This window comes from Xanthomonas sp. NCPPB 1826, assembly GCF_056725285.1.
The window spans coordinates 4,842,697-4,859,616 of record NZ_CM161521.1 but is presented as its reverse complement, the minus strand read 5'-3'; the positions used below and the strand labels follow the sequence as shown (position 1 = coordinate 4,859,616).

Sequence of the window (16,920 nt, the reverse complement as noted above, 5' to 3'; positions counted from 1 at the left end):
CGGCGCTTGCGTTACTGCAGCGGGTTGTGTGCATCGTGCAGGTTCGCCACCCACTTGAAGAGGCCACGCTTGGAGAAGGTCAGGAAATCGGTCCGCCGCACCAGCCGCGCGACCACCATCGACGAGGTGGCGGCGCTGGCGAAGGTCTCGCCGATGACGGTCTCGCGCGTGGTCAACAACAACGGCAGCGTGCGCGATGCCACCCGTGCACGCGTGCTGCGTGCGGTCGACAAGCTGGGCTACACGCCAAACCTGGCGGCCAGTGCCCTGGCCGCCGCGCAGAGCACGCGCATTGCGTTGATCTACAGCGATCCAAGCGGCGCCTACCTGCGTGAGTTGCTGCTGGGCGTGTTGCGGGTTGCCTCGCGCACGCCGATCCAGTTGGTGATCGATTGCTGGGACGACCTGGATGCCGACGCCGAACGCCGTGCCGCACGCAAGCTCGCCAAGGGCGTGGCCGGGGTGATCCTGCCGCCGCCGTTGTGCGAATCCAAGGCCGCGGTACTGGAACTGGTGCGCGCCAAGGTGCCGGTGGTGGCGATCGCCTCCAACCATTTCAGCCCGGATGTGGCCTGTGTGCGCATCGACGAATTCGCTGCCGCCAAGGAAATCACCGAGCATCTGATCGCGCAGGGCCACACGCGTATCGGTTACATCGCCGGGCATCCCAACCTGTCTGCCAGCACGCGTCGCTTCGAAGGGTTCCAGGCCGCGCTGGCCGATGCGGGCCTGCGGCTGGACCGGCATCTGGTGCAACCGGGCGACTACACCTACAAATCCGGCCTGGTCGCTGCGGAAAAACTGCTGGCGCGCAAACGCCGCCCCAGCGCCATCTTCGCCAGCAACGACGACATGGCCGCCGCCGCGATCTCGGTCGCGCATCGGCGCGGGCTGGATGTGCCGCGCGATCTGTCGGTGGTCGGCTTCGACGACACCTCCGCTGCCACTGCGGTATGGCCCGAACTCACCACCGTGCAGCAGCCCATCGCCGCCATGGCCGACGCTGCGCTGGATATCCTGTTGAAGACGATTCGCGCCAAGGAGCGCACGGCGAAGATGGTCGATCATGTGGTCGCGCACCTGCTGGTCAAGCGGGATTCGGTGGCCGCACCGGCGGCGCCGGATGCAACGGAACAGCCATGACGCTGCACGCGGTTCTGCGCGCAGGCCGCCGGCGGTCGCCTGCACGTGCAGGCGACCATCGGCACAACATCAACGCGTCAGATACTGGTTGATCAGGTTCTCGTAGGCTTCCTGACGGCCGCTGAGCTGCTTGGGTTCGTTGCCGGCGGCGTACTTGGCCAGATCCACCAGCGTGCTGCTGCCGTTGGCGAAGTCCGCGCCCGCGCCGCTGTCGAAGCTGGCGTAACGCTCGGCGCGCCACTGCTCCAGCGGCGAGGAGGTCAGCAGCGCATTGGCCACTTCCAGCCCGCGTGCGAACGCGTCCATGCCGCCGATATGCGCCAGGAACAGATCCTGTGGGTCGGACGACTCGCGGCGCACCTTGGCATCGAAGTTCAAGCCGCCCGGTGCCAGCCCGCCCTGGCGCAGCACCACCAGCATCGCGCCGACGGTGTCGTACAGGTCGGTCGGGAACTGGTCGGTATCCCAGCCGTTCTGCGGGTTGCCGCGGTTGGCATCGATGCTGCCGAGCAGGCCGGCATCGGATGCCACCTGCAGGTCGTGCTCGAAGCTGTGGCCCGACAAGGTGGCGTGGTTGGCTTCGATATTGAGCTTGAAGTCCTGGTCCAGGCCGTGCTGACGCAGGAAGCCGATCACCGTGGCGCTGTCGAAGTCGTACTGGTGCTTCATCGGCTCCATCGGCTTGGGCTCGATCAGGAAGTTGCCGGTGAAGCCAATCGCGCGGCCGTAGTCGCGTGCCAGGGTCAAAAAGCGCGCCATGTTGTCCTGCTCGCGCTTCATCTGGGTGTTGTGCAAGCAGGCATAGCCTTCGCGGCCACCCCAGAACACGTAGTTCTCGCCGCCCAGCTCGACGGTGGCATCGATCGCAGCCTTGACCTGCACCGCCGCACGCGCGACGACATTGAAATCAGGATTGGTCGACGCACCATTCATATAACGCGGGTGCGAGAACAGGTTGGCGGTGCCCCACAACAGCTTGACGCCGGTGTCGGCCTGGCGCTGCTTGGCGATGCCGACCATGTGCTTGAGGTTGCTCTGGTACTCGCCGATGTCGTCGGCATCGGGCGACAAGTCGATGTCGTGGAAGCAGTAGTACGGCACGCCGAGCTTGGTGAAGAACTCGAACGCGGCATCGGCCTTGGCTTCGGCGCGATTCAACGCGGTGTTGCCGATATCCCACGGGTACGCGCGCGTGCCCGGGCCGAACGGATCGGCGCCGTTGCCGCAGAAGCTGTGCCAGTAGGCCACGGCAAAGCGCAGATGCTCGGCCATGGTCTTGTCGCCGACCTGCTTGTTGGCGTCGTAGACCTTGAACGCCAGCGGGTTGTCCGAGTCGCGGCCTTCGAAGCCGATCTTGCCGATACCGGGGAAATATTCCTTGGCGCCGATGTAGACGGTGTTGCTCATGGGGTGGAACTCCTGCAGAGAGGCGAGGGGAGAAGGGAAAGGTGTTGCACGCGAGTGACCAGCCACGCAGCGCAGCGATCGCGCATGCAGGCCGTCACCGCCGCCACCGGCGCGCACTCTCAATCAGCGCCGGGGACGGACGCCGGCACGGGGCCTGACCCGTGTCGCGCAGAATGTTAGCGCTACCACAATCGCGACCGAAAAAAGCCGCGCGATGGAGCGAAGCTGAAGATGCCATGCCGATCCCGAGTGAAGCGGTCTGCCCGACTTTACCCAGCCCGGCGCCGAAAGGCTTGCTGCGCTGCGAGATGTGCGCTGCCCCGAGCACCTGCGGCACACCTCTAGCGATGATCGGCTCGCTAGCGCCCCGGCACCGCCAAACCAGCGCCGGACACACCGCCCGCAAACGGCTGACCGCCCGTTCAGCCGCGCGTGCGCCGCGCCGGCCCGCCGCGCGCCGGGCAGCTACAATGGCCGGCTTATGACCGCTGTCCTGCCGCTGCCGCAACCCCTGGCCGACCCCGCGCCGCGCGACCCGCGCCAGCGGTTGCAGCGTGAGCAGCTGCGCCTGGGCAAACGCCTGCAGCGCCAGGTGGGCCAGGCGATTGCCGACTTCGGCATGATCGCCCCCGGCGACAAGATCATGGTCTGCCTGTCCGGCGGCAAGGACAGCTACACCTTGCTGGACATGCTGCTGCAGTTGCAGCGCAAGGCACCGGTGCCGTTCACCCTGGTGGCGGTCAATCTGGACCAGAAGCAGCCCGACTTCCCCGCGCAGGTGCTGCCCACTTACCTGCGCGGGCTGGATGTGCCGTTCGACATCGTCGAGCAGGACACCTATTCGGTGGTCAGCCGGGTGATTCCGGCCGGCAAGACCATGTGTTCGTTGTGCTCGCGGCTGCGGCGCGGCGCGCTGTATGCCTACGCGCAGGCGCATGGCGTGACCAAGATCGCGCTCGGCCACCATCGCGACGACATCGTGGCCACGTTCTTCATGAATCTGTTCCACCACGCCCGGCTCGCGGCGATGGCGCCCAAGCTGCGCAGCGACGACGGCGCGCATGTGGTGATCCGCCCGCTGGCCTACGTGCGCGAAGCCGATATCGCCGCCTACGCGCAGGCGCGCCAGTTCCCGATCATTCCGTGCAACCTGTGCGGCAGCCAGGAAAACCTGCAGCGCCAGCAGGTCGGGCGGATGCTGCAGCAGTGGGACCGCGAGCAGCCCGGGCGGGTCGAGCAGATCGCCCGCGCGCTGGGCGATGTGCGGCCCGAGCAACTGGCCGACCGCACCCTGTTCGATTTCCTAGCGCTGGGCCGCAATGGCGATGCAGCACCGCCCGATCCCGATCCCGATTCTAGCGCCTGGCTCGCCGCCGGCGACAGCGCACACGACAGCGACTGACGCGGCCATCGCGGCTGGCAGTCTTTCCACCCTCCACGTTTCTTCCTCCTCTTCGGTCTGACGCATGTTCTTTCGTAATCTCACTCTGTTCCGTTTCCCGACCACACTGGATTTCTCCGAGATCGACACGCTGCTGCCGCAAGTGCAGCTCAAGCCGGTCGGCCCGCTGGAAATGAGCTCGCGCGGTTTCATCTCCCCGTTCGGCCGCGACGAGCAGGAAGTGCTCTCGCACCGTCTGGAAGACTTTCTCTGGCTCACCGTCGGTGGCGAGGACAAGATCCTGCCCGGCGCGGTGGTCAACGACCTGCTCGAGCGCAAGGTCGCCGAGATCGAAGAGAAGGAAGGCCGTCGCCCCGGCGGCAAGGCCCGCAAGCGCCTGAAGGACGACCTGATCCATGAGCTGTTGCCGCGCGCCTTCGTCAAGAGCTCGCGCACCGATGCCATCCTGGACCTGCAGCACGGCTACATCGCGGTCAACAGCTCCAGCCGCAAAAGCGGCGAGAACGTGATGAGCGAGATCCGCGGCGCACTCGGCAGCTTCCCGGCACTGCCGTTGAATGCCGAAGTCGCACCGCGCGCCATCCTCACCGGCTGGATCGCCGGCGAACCCTTGCCCGAAGGCCTGAGCCTGGGCGAAGAGTGCGAGATGAAGGACCCGATCGAAGGCGGCGCGGTGGTCAAGTGCCAGCACCAGGAACTGCGCGGCGACGAGATCGACAAGCACCTGGAAGCCGGCAAGCAGGTCACCAAGCTGGCGCTGGTGCTGGACGACAATCTGTCGTTCGTGCTCGGCGACGATCTGGTGATCCGCAAGCTCAAGTTCCTCGATGGCGCACTGGACCAGCTCGAACACAGTGAAGACGACGGCGCACGCGCCGAACTCGACGCCCGCTTCGCGCTGATGAGCGCCGAAATCCGGCGCCTGTTCCTGCTGCTGGAAACCGCGTTGAAGCTGAGCAAGGCCGAGTAAGCGCAACGGTCGAACGTGTCGTCGTGATCGATGCTCGAGTCAAACGCCCGGTGAGTCGAGTGCGCGGTGTCCTCGCCGCTCGCGGGACACGCCGTGCATCCGTTCGTTGAGTCTCCTTGGCGGCATCCGCCGCCAGGGGTCCCGCAACCAGCAAGGACACCGCACCAGTCAGTTGGTCGGCTGCTTTCTTGAAAGCGTGTCGTCCGGCTGCGCTGCGTCAGGCATTGAAAAGTTTGCAGGTTGCGTGCTGAAAGCCTGTCCGCTGCTCGGCTTGAGGGAAAGCTGATCGCATGCACAACGATCCGAACAACACGCGTCTTACCTGCTTGCAAACATTCACACCGACCATCTCCGATGGTCCTTGCCCGCCTACCGTCGTGTAAGAGCCTACAAGGACGTACTTGCGGCGTGTCCCGCGATGGTGGGCGGGCAAGGGCCTTGCAGCCAAGTCGCCGATCCGCCGCTCTGCAGCTTTTTCATTCGCTATCCAGTACGACACCCAAAACACAGAGACTCGGCCGTGCTGGGCGGGCAAGGGCCCTGCAACCAGGCCGCAGATCTAGCGACGTCGGCTGCGCCCACCTGGCGGTGGGCAGCGTCGTTTGCCAGTCGCTCAAATAAGTCGCGCCAACATCGAATGCATCAATCGCCCCGTCTCACCACCTGACACATCGCGGCGCTATCCTGTGCCCATGTTCAAGCCCGTCCGCCGCCTTATCGCGCCCGCCCCGCAGGTTGTCGAACGCGATTGCCTGCGCCTGCAGCTGGACGGGCGCGAGATTGCGGTGCTGCGCGTGCGCGACCCGCGTGCGCGGCGCATCAAGCTCAGTGTGGACGAACGCGGCGCGCGGCTGACCTTGCCACTGCGGGCAAGCCTGGTGGCCGGCGAACGCTTTCTGCAGGCGCATCTGGACTGGCTGAGCACGCAGTTGTCGCGTTATCAGCAGGTGGATGCGTTTCCGGCGCTGGAGCGTGGCGTGCCGGGGCTGCTGCCGTTACGCGGTGCCCTGTTGCCGCTGAGCTGGCACGACGGGCGCTACGCACGCATCGAGGTCACCGATGACGGCGCGCAGTTCCATGTGCCGACCCGCCTGGGCGATGCAGGCCTGCGCCGCACGCTGAAGGAATTCTACGAAGCGCAGGCGCGCGCCGATGTTGGCCGCTGGTTGCCGAGCTATCTGCCCGGCCTGCCGCGCGCCCCGGCGCGGGTGCGGCTGAAGGTGATGTCCTCGCAGTGGGGCTCGCTGGCACCGGATGGCTCGATGGCGCTGGATCTGGCGCTGGTGCTCGGCCGCCCGTCGGCGTTCGAATACGTGCTGGTGCACGAGCTCTGCCACCTGCTGCAGGCCAACCACTCGCCGGCGTTCTGGGCCGAGGTGGAACAACGCTTCCCCGCCTGGCGCGACGAGCGCAGCTATTTCCACGAGCACGGCCGCCAGCTCAAGGCGCAACTGCGGCGCTTGTTGCAGGTGGAGTGAGGCGGGTCGTTGCGATGCAGTTGCCGTCGCTGTGGCGGCGCTCCTGCAACGATCAAGGCGCGAAGCCGGGGCGCCAATGCGCTTCGGGCTTCGGAGAGCTGCTGCGCGATGGCGCGGCTAGCGAAGCGACATAGCGCCACGCGGCTGCGCTAGCGCCATTGGTAAGACGCGGCGCGCGCAAGGTGCCGGCAGGCCAGCGGCGACAGCCACGCAAAGCGCCTGGTCAGGGCACACTCGATGGCCGCGATGCCGGCCTGCAGCTCGCGTGCCGATCCCCAATGGTCGGCGTCGCAGGCCACCGACCAGACCTCATCCAGGCGCCGGCGATCGTCCGGATCCAGTTGCGGCGACGCGTGCACCGTCTCCAGGAACGTCCCTGGCAAACTCCACTGCTCGAAGGATTCGATCGCGGCGACAAGCCGGTCTGGCTGGCCCATTGCGCTAGCTCAACGGTGCCAGGATGCCGTGGGCCGCTGACGATGCCTGCCGGCACTGAGATCTGCTGTCGCATGCAAGGCAACAAGCACAAACGTCAGCGCAGTGGCATCGCGCAGGACGCATTCCACGCATCACGCGTGCGGCGGCGACAACGACGCCAGGAATCCGTTGATCACTGCCGCCACCGCGTCCGGTGCTTCCATGTGCACATGGTGGGTGCCAGGCAACAACTGCAGGCGTGCATCGCGCATCAGCGCCACGCGGTGATCGCGCAGGGCATCGGGGAAATACACCTGCGCCGGCGTGGCGAAGATGGCCTGGGTCGGGCAGGCGATGGAGGCCAGCAGCACGTCGATCTGCGCTTCGGTCATGCGGATGGCGGTGGGCAAGGTCAGGCGCGGGTCGCTGCACCAGCTATAGCCGCCTTCGACCGCGCAGACCCCGCGCTCCACCAGCAGCCGCGCGGCCGGTTCGGTGAGCTGGTTGGCCATCATGCGTGCGCGCACCGGCATCTCCATCGACGGAAACACCCGCAACGGCCGCTGCGCCAGCGTGCGTGCCGACGCCACCGCATCGCGCAGGCGGGTGGCGGTGCTCTCGACCGGCTCGGCCAGCGCGCCCAAGGCCTCGATCGCGATCAGTGCCTCGACGCGTTCCGGCGCCGCAGCGGCCAGCAGGCTGGCGACGCCGCCGCCCAGCGAGTGGCCGAGCACGCTGAAGCGCTCCCACCCCAGCGCATCGGCTACCTGCAGCAGGATCGCGATCGCGCTGCTGAGCGTGTATTCGGCGCCGATGGGCAGCCACGCGCTGTGGCCGTGGCCGGGCAGATCCAGCAGCACCAGATCCAGGTCCTGCGCGTGCAGATGCGCGCTCAGCGGCAGGAAGCTGGCGGCATTGTCGAGCCAGCCATGCAGTGCCAGCACCCGGCGCGGGCCACGTTCGGGATTGCGCAGCCCAGTGACCCGGCCGATCGCCAGGTCGCACGCAAACGGCTCCAACCTCACGCGCGTCGGGCCACTGCGGCCAGTGCCTGCGCATGCGCCGGGCTGGCGTTGAGGCAGGGGATGTAGCTGAGCGTGGCGCCGCGTTCGGCCAGCGTTTCGGCAAAGCCCAGCGCCACTTCTTCCAGGGTTTCCAGGCAGTCGGTGGCAAAACCCGGGCAGACCAGGTCGAAGCTGCGCACGCCGCCTTCAGCCAGTTTCCACAAGGTCGGCTCGGCGTACGGCTGCAGCCAGCGTTCCGAACCGAAGCGCGACTGGTAGCCCATCTGCCATTCGTCCGCGCCCAGGCCGAGCGCGGTGACGATGGCCTGCGCGCTGCGCTCGCATTGCTGCGGATACGGGTCGCCGGCATTGGCCACGCGCTGCGGCAGGCCGTGGAAGGAGAACATCAGCTTCTCGCTGCGCCCGTGCGCCTGCCAGTGCGCGCGGATCGAATCGGCGATCGCCGCGACCCAGCCGGCGTCTTCGCAATAGTCCTGGATCACCTCGACCGCGATTTCCGGCGCGCTCGGGCGCCAGGCATCGATCACGTCCTGGATCGAGGCGGTGGTGGTGGTGGAATACTGCGGATACAGCGGCAGCACCACGATGCGCCTGATGCCGCGCGCGCGCAGGCCATCCAGCGTCTTGCGCAGCGCCGGGGCGCCATAGCGCATGGCCCACTCCACGTGCCAGTCCGGCATGACCTCTTTCAGGCCCTCGGCCAGGCGGCGCGTGTACACCGCCAGCGGCGAGCCGTCCGGCAGCCAGACCTTGGCGTATTTCTCGGCCGACTTGGGCCCGCGGATCGGCAGGATCACCCCGTACAGCAGCGGCTTCCAGAACAGCGGCGGGATCGCGACCACGCGGCGGTCGCTGAGGAACTCGGCCAGGTAGCGGCGCACGGCCGGGGCGGTGGGCGACTCGGGGGTGCCGAGATTGACGACCAGCAGGGCGGTATCGGGGGTGGTGTTCATGCGCACCATTCTGGCAGAGCGCAGCGGTGCTGCCGAGGACAGCGCATCGATCGCCGCCATTGACCGCCTCTGCCGCCTGGCTGCGCTCACCACCGATTCATTGCGCCACCACTAACGTCGCGCCATTGCTATCTTTGACGGATTGTCCTCTGGAGCTTGTCATGCCTCGTCTGTCGCGCCTGGCCCTGTTGTTGTCGCTGACCTTCGCCGCCGGCCATGCCGTCGCCGGCCCGGAAGAGGACCAGCGCGCGCGTAACGCGGTGCGCGTGCTCAACGAGATCATGAAGATCCCCGAGCAGGCCATCCCGGACAAGCTGCTCGACGAGGCGCGTGCCATCGTGGTCATCCCTGACACGCTCAAGGCCGGGCTGGTGATCGGCGGCCGGCGCGGGCATGGCCTGATGTCGATGAAGAATGCCGATGGCAGCTGGTCGCAGCCGGTGTTCGTCAAGCTCACCGGCGGCAGCATCGGCTTCCAGGCCGGCGTGCAGTCCTCCGACGTGGTGCTGGTGTTCCGCAACGACCGCAGCCTGGACAACATCGTCAACGGCAAGTTCACCCTCGGTGCCGATGCCGGCGTGGCCGCCGGCCCGGTCGGCCGCAATGCCGCCGCCGCCACCGACGGCCAGCTCAAGGCCGAAATCTGGTCGTGGTCGCGCGCCCGTGGCCTGTTCGCCGGCGTGGCGCTGGACGGTGCGGTGCTGCAGATCGACGATGCCGCCGACCTCAACGCCTACGGTGGCGGCGCCACCCCGCGCATGATCTTCGAAGGCCGCACCAACGAGCGTGCCTCCACCGACGTGATCGCCTTCCGCGACCGCCTGGAAGAGGCGACCTACACCGCACGCGCCAATCGCGGTACCGATGGCAGCGCCGACGACGGGGCCAGCGCGCCGCGTCCGGCAACGCCGCCGCCGCCACAGGCGACCACCACGCCGCCGCCAGCGGTGAACGAGGCCAGCACCGTGCCGATGCAGCCCAGCACGACGCCACCGCCGCAGCAGGGCTTCCAGCCGGTGTCCGATGGCGAAATCCGTACCGAATCGCTGGACGGCAACCGCTGACAGGCTGTCATCCCCCTGCGCGGTGCGCTGGGGTATCCTGCGTCTTCCTTCTTCTTCAGCAAGCGAGCAGATCATGGGCGGTTTCAGCATTTGGCACTGGCTGATCGTGCTGGTGATCGTGTTGCTGGTGTTCGGTACCAAGCGGCTCACCAGCGGTGCCAAGGATCTCGGCAGCGCGGTCAAGGAATTCAAGAAAGGCATGCACGACGACGACAAGCCGGCCGGCAAGCTCGGGGACGACACCCGCACGGCCGAGCAGGCACGTGAAGCGCAGGCCGAGCGCGATCGCGACGCGCGTTGATCCGGAGCGGCGTCGGTGTTTGACATAGGTGTTGGCGAACTGACGCTGATTGCGATCGTCGCCCTGGTGGTGCTCGGTCCCGAGCGCCTGCCCAAGGCGGCCCGGTTTGCCGGACTGTGGGTGCGCCGCGCGCGCATGCAGTGGGATTCGGTCAAGCAGGAACTGGAGCGCGAGCTGGAAGCCGAAGAGCTCAAGCGCAGCCTGCAGGATGTGCAGGCCTCGCTGCGCGAAGCCGAAGACCAGCTGCGCAACAAGCAGCAGCATCTGGAGCAGGGCGCCCGCGCGCTGCACGACCAGGTGGGGCGCGATATTGATATCCGCAGCCCGGCCACACCGGTGGCGACACCGCTGGAGCTGGCGCATGCGGATCTGTCTACCGGGGCGACTGCCACGTCGGCAGCGGGCGCTGCGGATGCGGCCGACCATGAGCCGGCACCGGTCATTGCCCAGGCCCAGCCGATTGCGCCGGCGCCGCATCAAACCTTGGTACCGGCCCCGCACGACACCGTGGTGCCGGCGCCGCATGCCGCGCATCTCAGCAGCACCAGCGCGCAGGCGCAGACGCCGGCCACCACCACGCCGATGGAGCCGAGCACGCTGAAAGCGCCGACAGAGCCGGCCGCGCCGGGCAAGATCCAGGAGAAACAGCCGTGAGCCTGTTCGACGACGCACAGGCCGAAAGCAGTCTGATCGAGCATCTGGTCGAATTGCGCGCGCGCCTGGTGCGCGCCCTGATCGGCCTGGGCGTGGTGCTGCTGGCGTTGCTGCCGTTCTCGCGCGCGATCTATTCGTGGCTGGCCGCGCCGCTGATTTCGCAGCTGCCGCTGGGGCAGACCATGATCGCGATGAACCCGGCCGGCGCGTTCTTCGCACCGCTCAAGCTGACCTTCTTCGTGGCGGTGTTCTTCAGCGTGCCGTGGCTGTTGTACCAGGCCTGGGCCTTCGTGGCGCCGGGCCTGTACCAGCGCGAAAAGAAACTCGCATTCCCGTTGTTGGCCTCGGCGGTGGCGCTGTTCTACATCGGCTGCGCGTTTGCGTACTTCCTGGTGTTGCCGGCGGTGTTCCACTTTTTGACCACGTTCAAGCCGGACGTGATCGCCATTACCCCGGATGCCAATTCCTACCTGGATTTCGTGCTGGCGATCTTCTTCGCCTTCGGTGCGAGTTTCGAATTGCCGGTGGCGCTGGTGATCCTGGTGCTGCTGGGCTGGGTCAGCCCCAAGCAGCTGAGCGAAGGCCGCGGCTATGCCATCGTGGGCATCTTCATCCTGGCCGCGGTGCTCACCCCGCCGGACGTGGTCTCGCAGCTGATGCTGGCCATCCCGATGTGCCTGCTCTACGAGCTGGGCATCATCGCCTCGCGTGCGGTGGGGCCGAAGCCCGCCTAGCGCACTCGCCGCGGTGAGGCGCGCCGACATGCAGGCGCGCAACCCGGCATCACCCGAACGCAATCACCCACGTAGGAGCGCACCCGGGCGCGACCGGGCTCTCCCGAGGAAGGCTTCGTCGCGCCCAGGTGCGCTCCTACGAGTTGGGATGGTCAGGCGGCGAACACGTTGGCGCGAGCGAGGGCGTCCCCGGGGAAGCTTCGTCGCGCCCGGGTGCGCTCCTACGGATCAGGGTTTCGTTGTCAGCACATCGCCGGTCAAGGCGATCAAGCGGCGAACACATCCGGGCGCGACGGTGCCGTGGGCTGCGCGGTTGCGCCTGCGTGGGTGAACATCTGCTTCCAGGCGGCGTACACCGAGCCGGCGAATACCGGCATCAGCACCGCCATCAGCAGCAGCTGGGCCAGCCACATCGCCACGGTCTGCCCGGCCACCAGGCCGACGATCAACGCCACGATCATCACCGCGAAATAGATCGCGAAGATGGCGATGAAGGCCAGCACGAAGAACACCAGCATCGCCGGCAGGTTGTGCAGGCTGGCGCGCAGGCTCTCGCGCAGTGCATGGCCGCCGGTGCTGCGGTCGAACATCACCTGCGGCGGCATCACGAATAGCGCCAGCGTCATCGCCGCAAAAGTGGCGATGGTCAGCAGCAGCCACAGCAGGATGCGGCCGGCCGGCAGGCTGGCGGCCAGCTGCTCGATCTGTACCGGATCCGGCTGCGCGCCGGACTGGCTGATCTGGTTGATCTTGATCATCACCTCGGACAACTGCTGCAGCCCGCTGGCGCCGATCATCACCAGCAGCAGCACGCCCAGCAGCAGGCCGGCGATCAGCTGCGGCAGCAGCGACACCAGCAAATGCGGCGCGCGGCCGTCCTGCAGGCCATGCAGCAGATGCGACGGCTTGGCGATGCGGCCTTCGTCGACCTCGCGGATCGCCCACAGCAGGCCGCCCATGAACAGCGGGCCGGCCAGCACCAGCAGGAACTGCAGGGCCGGGCCCAGCAGCGGCACCAGCACCGACAGCGACACCACCAGGGTGGCCGCCACGCTCCAGATCACCCCCAGCGAGCCAAGCGCCAGCGGCGCCCGCTTCAACAGCGAGAAACCGGTCAACAGCCATTCTGCGCCGGCAGACGCCGGCACCTTGCGGATTTCGCTCATTCCCATTCCGGATCGATACGCACCGGACCATCCGGCGTGGCGCGATTATCGCTGCTTTTGCGTGTGTGCGGCGGGATGAGTGGTCACTGTTTGCAGGCCGCGTGCGTGATGCACGAACCGGCGCAGCAGCTTGCGGGCGATTGGCGCGGCGGTGACCTCGCGGGCGACCGTGCGGGCGCAGTGCCCGTGGCGGGCAATGCACTCGGCGCGCGCCTGCACATAGCCGCGCATGTGGTGGGTGGCGAACTCGGGGTGGAACTGCACGCCCCAGGTGGCCTGCCCCCAGCGGAAGGCATGGCAACGGTCCTGCCGCGAATGCGCCAGCACGATGGCGCCGTCCGGGGCGCGCACCACGGTTTGCATGTGGGTGGCGTGCGCCGGGAAATGTGCCGGCAGGCCGGCAAACAACGGGTCCTGCTCGGCTGGCGGGTGCAATTCCAGCGCGATGGTGCCGGACTCGCGCCCGGCCGGGTTGTAGTCGACTTCGCCGCCCAGCGCGTGCGCCAGCAGCTGGTGCCCGTAGCAGATACCGAGCAGCGGCATGCCCTGGTGGGCGGCATCGCGCAGCCAGGCGGCACTGCGTTCGCTCCAGTCGGCGCGGTCGGTGACGTAGGCGGCCGAGCCGCTAACGATGGTGCCGGCAAAGCCGTCGCGGTCGGGCAGGCGGCCGCCGTTGGCGACATCGACGGCGACGGTCTCATGCTCGGCCAGCCCCGCCGCGACGCGGATCCAGTGCCGAAAACGGCCGTATCGCTTCATCTCCGGCACGGGATGCCCGGTTTCGATGATCAGGAACGGCAAGGCGGACATGCGGACGGAAATCCAGCAGCGACTGATGTGCCCGATTGTAGGCAGCTCCAGCCGGTTTTTTTCAAGTGGCGTGCCAACGCATGCAGCTAAGGTTATTCCGGATGGCTATGTGCTGATGGCTATGGGGCGGGGCGCTGGCTACTTGCGCTGTGTGGATGTAAGAGCAGTGATGGCTGAGATGGCTTGTGCCACGTCGGTTCCCGGCTCGGTTGCCGCGGTGATCGTGCGCCGCTGATCTGGTTGTACTCGGCCGTGCCGTGTACGTGGTCAATGGTGAGGCCGAGCCCCTGCCAATGGCGGCATGTGCGTGCCGACGTACCCTCATCCGCCCTTCGGGCAGCTTCTCCAGGTGGGAGAAGGGAGCAAACGGTGGGAGAACGGAGCGAGCGCCTCTCCCGCCGGGGCGAGAGGGCATGGCTTGCGCGCCACCGGCGCGCGTGCCTCGGAGCGCCCGCGTCGCAAACGCGGGCCGGGGCGCGGAGCGGGGGTTGGGGTGAGGGTCGCCTGGGCCGATAACCGTGCAACTCCCAGGCGATCCGCCTAGTCCCGCGGCGGCAACACCGACAACACCTCTTCCACCGTGGTCAGCCCGGCGGCGACCTTCTCCAGGCCGGTGCGCCGCAGCGTGCGCAGGCCCTCGCCACGCGCGGCTTGGCTGAAGCTGGCCAGGTCGGTGTCGGCGCGAATCAGGCTGCGCAGGCGCGGGCTCACCGGCAGCAACTCGTACAGGCCGACACGGCCCAGATATCCGGTGCGGCGGCATTCCAGGCAGCCGACCGGCGCGTGCACGTTCAGCACCTCCGGCAGCGCTTCGCCCGGCTCGCGGATCGCCGCCCACTCATCGTCGCTGAGCGTATGCGGGCGCTTGCAGTGCACGCACAGGGTGCGCACCAGCCGCTGCGCCAGCACCCCGTTGAGCGTGGACGCCACCAGGTAATGCGGCACGCCCAGGTCGAGCAGGCGGGTGATCGCCGAGGCAGCGTCGTTGGTGTGAAGCGTGGACAGCACCAGATGCCCGGTCAGCGAAGCCTGCACCGCCATCTGCGCGGTCTCCAGGTCGCGGATCTCGCCGATCATGATGATGTCCGGGTCCTGGCGCAGCAGCGTCCGCACGCCGCTGGCGAAATCCAGGTCGATGTTCTGCTGTACCTGCATCTGGTTGAACTCGGGCGCGATCATTTCGATCGGGTCCTCCACGCTGCACACGTTCACGTCCGGCGTGGCCAGGCGCTTGAGCGTGGAATACAGCGTGGTGGTCTTGCCCGAGCCGGTCGGGCCGGTGACCAGCACGATGCCGTGCGGGCGCTCGACCAGCGCGCTCCAGCCGGCGGCCTCTTCCGGGCTGAAGCCGAGCTGCTCGATGCTCTTGAACGCCGAATCCGGGTCGAAGATGCGCATCACGCACTTCTCGCCGAACGCGGTGGGCATCGTGGACAGGCGCATTTCCACCTCGCGCCCGCCCGGCGACCGGGTCTTGATGCGGCCGTCCTGCGGGCGGCGGCGTTCGGCCAGGTCCATGCGGCCGAGCACCTTGATGCGGCTGACCACCGCGGTCATCACCGACGGCGGTACTTCCAGCACCTTGTGCAGCACCCCGTCGATGCGGAAGCGCATGCGCCCTGCCTCGCGACGCGGCTCCAGATGGATGTCGCTGGCCCGCTGTTCGTAGGCGTACTGCAGCAGCCAGTCGACGATATGCACGATGTGGTGGTCGTCGGCATTGACGTCGCCGGCGCGGCCCAGTTCCACCAGCTGCTCGAAACTGGGCAGGCCGGCACCCGGTTCGGCGCTGCGCACATCGCCGCGCGCGCCGCGCACCGACTGGGTCACGCCGAAGAACTCCATCGTGTAGCGATGCAGGTCCAGTGGGTTGATCAGCGCCAGTTCGATGCGACGCCGGCTCAGATGCTGCACGTCGGCCAGCCATTCCAGCGCCAGCGGCTCGCTGGTGGCGATCAGCACGCGCTCGGCATCCAGCGCCAGCGGCAGGATGCGGTGGCGGCGCGCATAGGCATGCGAGACCACGCCGGTGACCGCGGCCACATCGATGCGGGTGGGATCGATGCGCAGATAACGCAGGCCGGTGCGGGTGGCCAGCCATTCGGTCAGCCGTTCCAGCCCGAGTTCGCCGGCCGGCGGCTGCGCGGCATGCAGCTTGAGATTGGCCAGCAGCACCAGCGGATGCACCTCGCTGGCATTGCGCACGCCGGCGGCGGAGAACTGCACACGCTCGTGTTCGTGCGGCACCACCATGCCATCGGCGAGCAACGCGGCGGCCACCGGGTCGAACATCAACCGGCCGCGCGGCAGGATCGCCGCTGCGCTGTCTGGATCGGCCGTACGCCGCTGTTCCATGTTCGATGTTCCCCTGCGGCGGTGCTCCGCGGCAAAGCGCTGCGGGTCGGCCGGTATACTAGCGCACCCCTTCCGCACGGCCTTTGCTGCATGTCCGATTCCCGGCGCGTTCCAATCACTTTCCAGGGTCTGATCCAGACCCTCAACCAGTACTGGGCCGAGCAAGGCTGTGTGCTGATCCAGCCGCTGGACCTGGAAGTGGGCGCAGGCACGTTCCATCCGGCCACCTTCCTGCGCGCGCTGGGACCGGAGCCGTGGAATGCGGCCTACGTGCAGCCCTCGCGCCGCCCCACCGACGGCCGCTACGGCGAAAACCCCAACCGCCTGCAGCGCTATTACCAGTACCAGGTGGCGATGAAGCCCAACCCGGACAACATCCAGGACCTGTACCTGGGGTCGCTCAAGGCCCTGGGCATTGATCCGCTGGTGCACGACCTGCGCTTTGTCGAGGACAACTGGGAATCGCCGACGCTCGGCGCCTGGGGCCTGGGCTGGGAAGTCTGGCTCAACGGCATGGAGGTCACCCAGTTCACCTACTTCCAGCAGGCCGGCGGACTGGAGTGCAAGCCGGTGCTCGGTGAGATCACCTATGGGCTGGAGCGGCTGTGCATGTATCTGCAGAGCTGCGACAACGTCTACGACCTGGTGTGGACCTACGGCCCGGACGGCACGCCGGTGAGCTACGGCGATGTCTATCACCAAAACGAGGTGGAGCAGAGCGCCTACAACTTCGAGCATGCCAACGTGGCCGAGCTGTTCCATCGCTTCGACGCCTGCGAAGCCGAAGCCAGGCACCTGGTCGAGGTCGGTCTGCCGCTGCCGGCCTACGAGCAGGTCACCAAGGCCAGCCATGCGTTCAACCTGCTGGATGCGCGCCGCGCGATCAGCGTGACCGAACGCCAGCGCTACATCCTGCGCGTGCGCGCGCTGGCGCAAGGCGTGGCGCAGGCGTATTACGCACAACGCGAGAAGCTGGGCTTTCCCGGAGTGAAGAAGTAACCAAAGCCCCTCTCCCCTAGGAGAGGGGTTGGGGTGAGGGGA

At 67.5% G+C, this 16,920-nt stretch carries 17 protein-coding genes; 9 read left to right on the top strand and 8 right to left on the bottom strand.

Annotation, left to right across the window (positions count from 1 at the left end; translation table 11 throughout):
• Positions 1–11: 11 nt before the first annotated feature.
• The gene (locus tag AC1PLA_RS20420; RefSeq protein WP_016903660.1) at positions 12–176 is read right to left on the bottom strand and encodes a hypothetical protein; all 165 of its coding nucleotides are present in this window, start codon (positions 174–176) and stop codon (positions 12–14) included.
• Between AC1PLA_RS20420 and AC1PLA_RS20415 the strand changes: the two genes are divergently transcribed.
• Complete coding sequence (locus tag AC1PLA_RS20415) at positions 127–1,143, top strand: LacI family DNA-binding transcriptional regulator (protein WP_228960737.1); 1,017 nt, start codon at positions 127–129, stop codon at positions 1,141–1,143. The genes AC1PLA_RS20420 and AC1PLA_RS20415 overlap by 50 nt on opposite strands.
• A 69-nt stretch (positions 1,144–1,212) precedes the next feature.
• On the opposite strand, the gene xylA is transcribed toward AC1PLA_RS20415, so the two are convergent.
• Positions 1,213–2,550, bottom strand: a complete 1,338-nt coding sequence (gene xylA, locus AC1PLA_RS20410) for a xylose isomerase (protein WP_054591108.1) — start codon at positions 2,548–2,550, stop codon at positions 1,213–1,215.
• Between the two features lie 481 nt (positions 2,551–3,031).
• Between xylA and ttcA the strand changes: the two genes are divergently transcribed.
• The 3 genes from ttcA (at position 3,032) to AC1PLA_RS20395 (ending at position 6,400) form a co-directional block, all read left to right on the top strand.
• The gene (gene ttcA, locus AC1PLA_RS20405; protein ID WP_024937607.1) at positions 3,032–3,952 is read left to right on the top strand and encodes a tRNA 2-thiocytidine(32) synthetase TtcA; all 921 of its coding nucleotides are present in this window, start codon (positions 3,032–3,034) and stop codon (positions 3,950–3,952) included.
• Positions 3,953–4,016: 64 nt separating this feature from the next.
• On the top strand, positions 4,017–4,922 hold the full coding sequence (locus AC1PLA_RS20400; protein ID WP_007974628.1) for a recombination-associated protein RdgC: 906 nt from the start codon (positions 4,017–4,019) through the stop codon (positions 4,920–4,922).
• 692 nt (positions 4,923–5,614) lie between these two features.
• Complete coding sequence (locus AC1PLA_RS20395; RefSeq protein WP_039513591.1) at positions 5,615–6,400, top strand: YgjP family zinc-dependent metalloprotease; 786 nt, start codon at positions 5,615–5,617, stop codon at positions 6,398–6,400.
• A 149-nt stretch (positions 6,401–6,549) separates the two neighbouring features.
• Here AC1PLA_RS20395 and AC1PLA_RS20390 read toward each other — a convergent pair whose 3' ends face one another.
• The 3 genes from AC1PLA_RS20390 to hemH all read right to left on the bottom strand — a co-directional run bounded on the left by AC1PLA_RS20390 (position 6,550) and on the right by hemH (position 8,804).
• Positions 6,550–6,837 (bottom strand): hypothetical protein, encoded by a 288-nt coding sequence (locus AC1PLA_RS20390; RefSeq protein WP_481105243.1) that lies wholly within the window; start codon positions 6,835–6,837, stop codon positions 6,550–6,552.
• 132 nt (positions 6,838–6,969) lie between these two features.
• Positions 6,970–7,836 carry an alpha/beta fold hydrolase gene (locus AC1PLA_RS20385; protein ID WP_481106239.1) on the bottom strand — a complete coding sequence of 289 codons (867 nt, stop codon included), beginning with the start codon at positions 7,834–7,836 and terminating at the stop codon, positions 6,970–6,972.
• Between the two features lie 2 nt (positions 7,837–7,838).
• Positions 7,839–8,804 carry a ferrochelatase gene (gene hemH / locus AC1PLA_RS20380; RefSeq protein WP_039521260.1) on the bottom strand — a complete coding sequence of 322 codons (966 nt, stop codon included), beginning with the start codon at positions 8,802–8,804 and terminating at the stop codon, positions 7,839–7,841.
• Positions 8,805–8,956: 152 nt separating this feature from the next.
• Between hemH and AC1PLA_RS20375 the strand changes: the two genes are divergently transcribed.
• The 4 genes from AC1PLA_RS20375 (at position 8,957) to tatC (ending at position 11,548) form a co-directional block, all read left to right on the top strand.
• Complete coding sequence (locus tag AC1PLA_RS20375; RefSeq protein ID WP_181105714.1) at positions 8,957–9,859, top strand: lipid-binding SYLF domain-containing protein; 903 nt, start codon at positions 8,957–8,959, stop codon at positions 9,857–9,859.
• A 73-nt stretch (positions 9,860–9,932) separates the two neighbouring features.
• Complete coding sequence (gene tatA / locus AC1PLA_RS20370) at positions 9,933–10,160, top strand: Sec-independent protein translocase subunit TatA (RefSeq protein WP_016904256.1); 228 nt, start codon at positions 9,933–9,935, stop codon at positions 10,158–10,160.
• A 15-nt stretch (positions 10,161–10,175) separates the two neighbouring features.
• On the top strand, positions 10,176–10,814 hold the full coding sequence (tatB, locus tag AC1PLA_RS20365) for a Sec-independent protein translocase protein TatB (RefSeq protein ID WP_481105242.1): 639 nt from the start codon (positions 10,176–10,178) through the stop codon (positions 10,812–10,814).
• The gene (gene tatC / locus AC1PLA_RS20360) at positions 10,811–11,548 is read left to right on the top strand and encodes a twin-arginine translocase subunit TatC (protein ID WP_039513578.1); all 738 of its coding nucleotides are present in this window, start codon (positions 10,811–10,813) and stop codon (positions 11,546–11,548) included. Before tatB ends, tatC begins: the two co-directional genes overlap by 4 nt.
• A 266-nt stretch (positions 11,549–11,814) precedes the next feature.
• Here the strand turns inward: tatC and AC1PLA_RS20355 are convergent, their stop codons facing one another.
• From AC1PLA_RS20355 to AC1PLA_RS20345, 3 genes are all read right to left on the bottom strand, one after another.
• On the bottom strand, positions 11,815–12,714 hold the full coding sequence (locus tag AC1PLA_RS20355) for a BPSS1780 family membrane protein (RefSeq protein ID WP_016904253.1): 900 nt from the start codon (positions 12,712–12,714) through the stop codon (positions 11,815–11,817).
• A gap of 45 nt (positions 12,715–12,759) precedes the next feature.
• Positions 12,760–13,524, bottom strand: a complete 765-nt coding sequence (locus AC1PLA_RS20350; RefSeq protein ID WP_016904252.1) for a glutamine amidotransferase — start codon at positions 13,522–13,524, stop codon at positions 12,760–12,762.
• A gap of 540 nt (positions 13,525–14,064) precedes the next feature.
• Positions 14,065–15,879, bottom strand: a complete 1,815-nt coding sequence (locus tag AC1PLA_RS20345; protein WP_104647728.1) for a GspE/PulE family protein — start codon at positions 15,877–15,879, stop codon at positions 14,065–14,067.
• Positions 15,880–15,969: 90 nt separating this feature from the next.
• Between AC1PLA_RS20345 and glyQ the strand changes: the two genes are divergently transcribed.
• A complete protein-coding gene (gene glyQ / locus AC1PLA_RS20340; protein ID WP_039513568.1) occupies positions 15,970–16,878 on the top strand; it encodes a glycine--tRNA ligase subunit alpha in 909 nt (302 codons plus the stop codon).
• Positions 16,879–16,920: the final 42 nt, after the last annotated feature.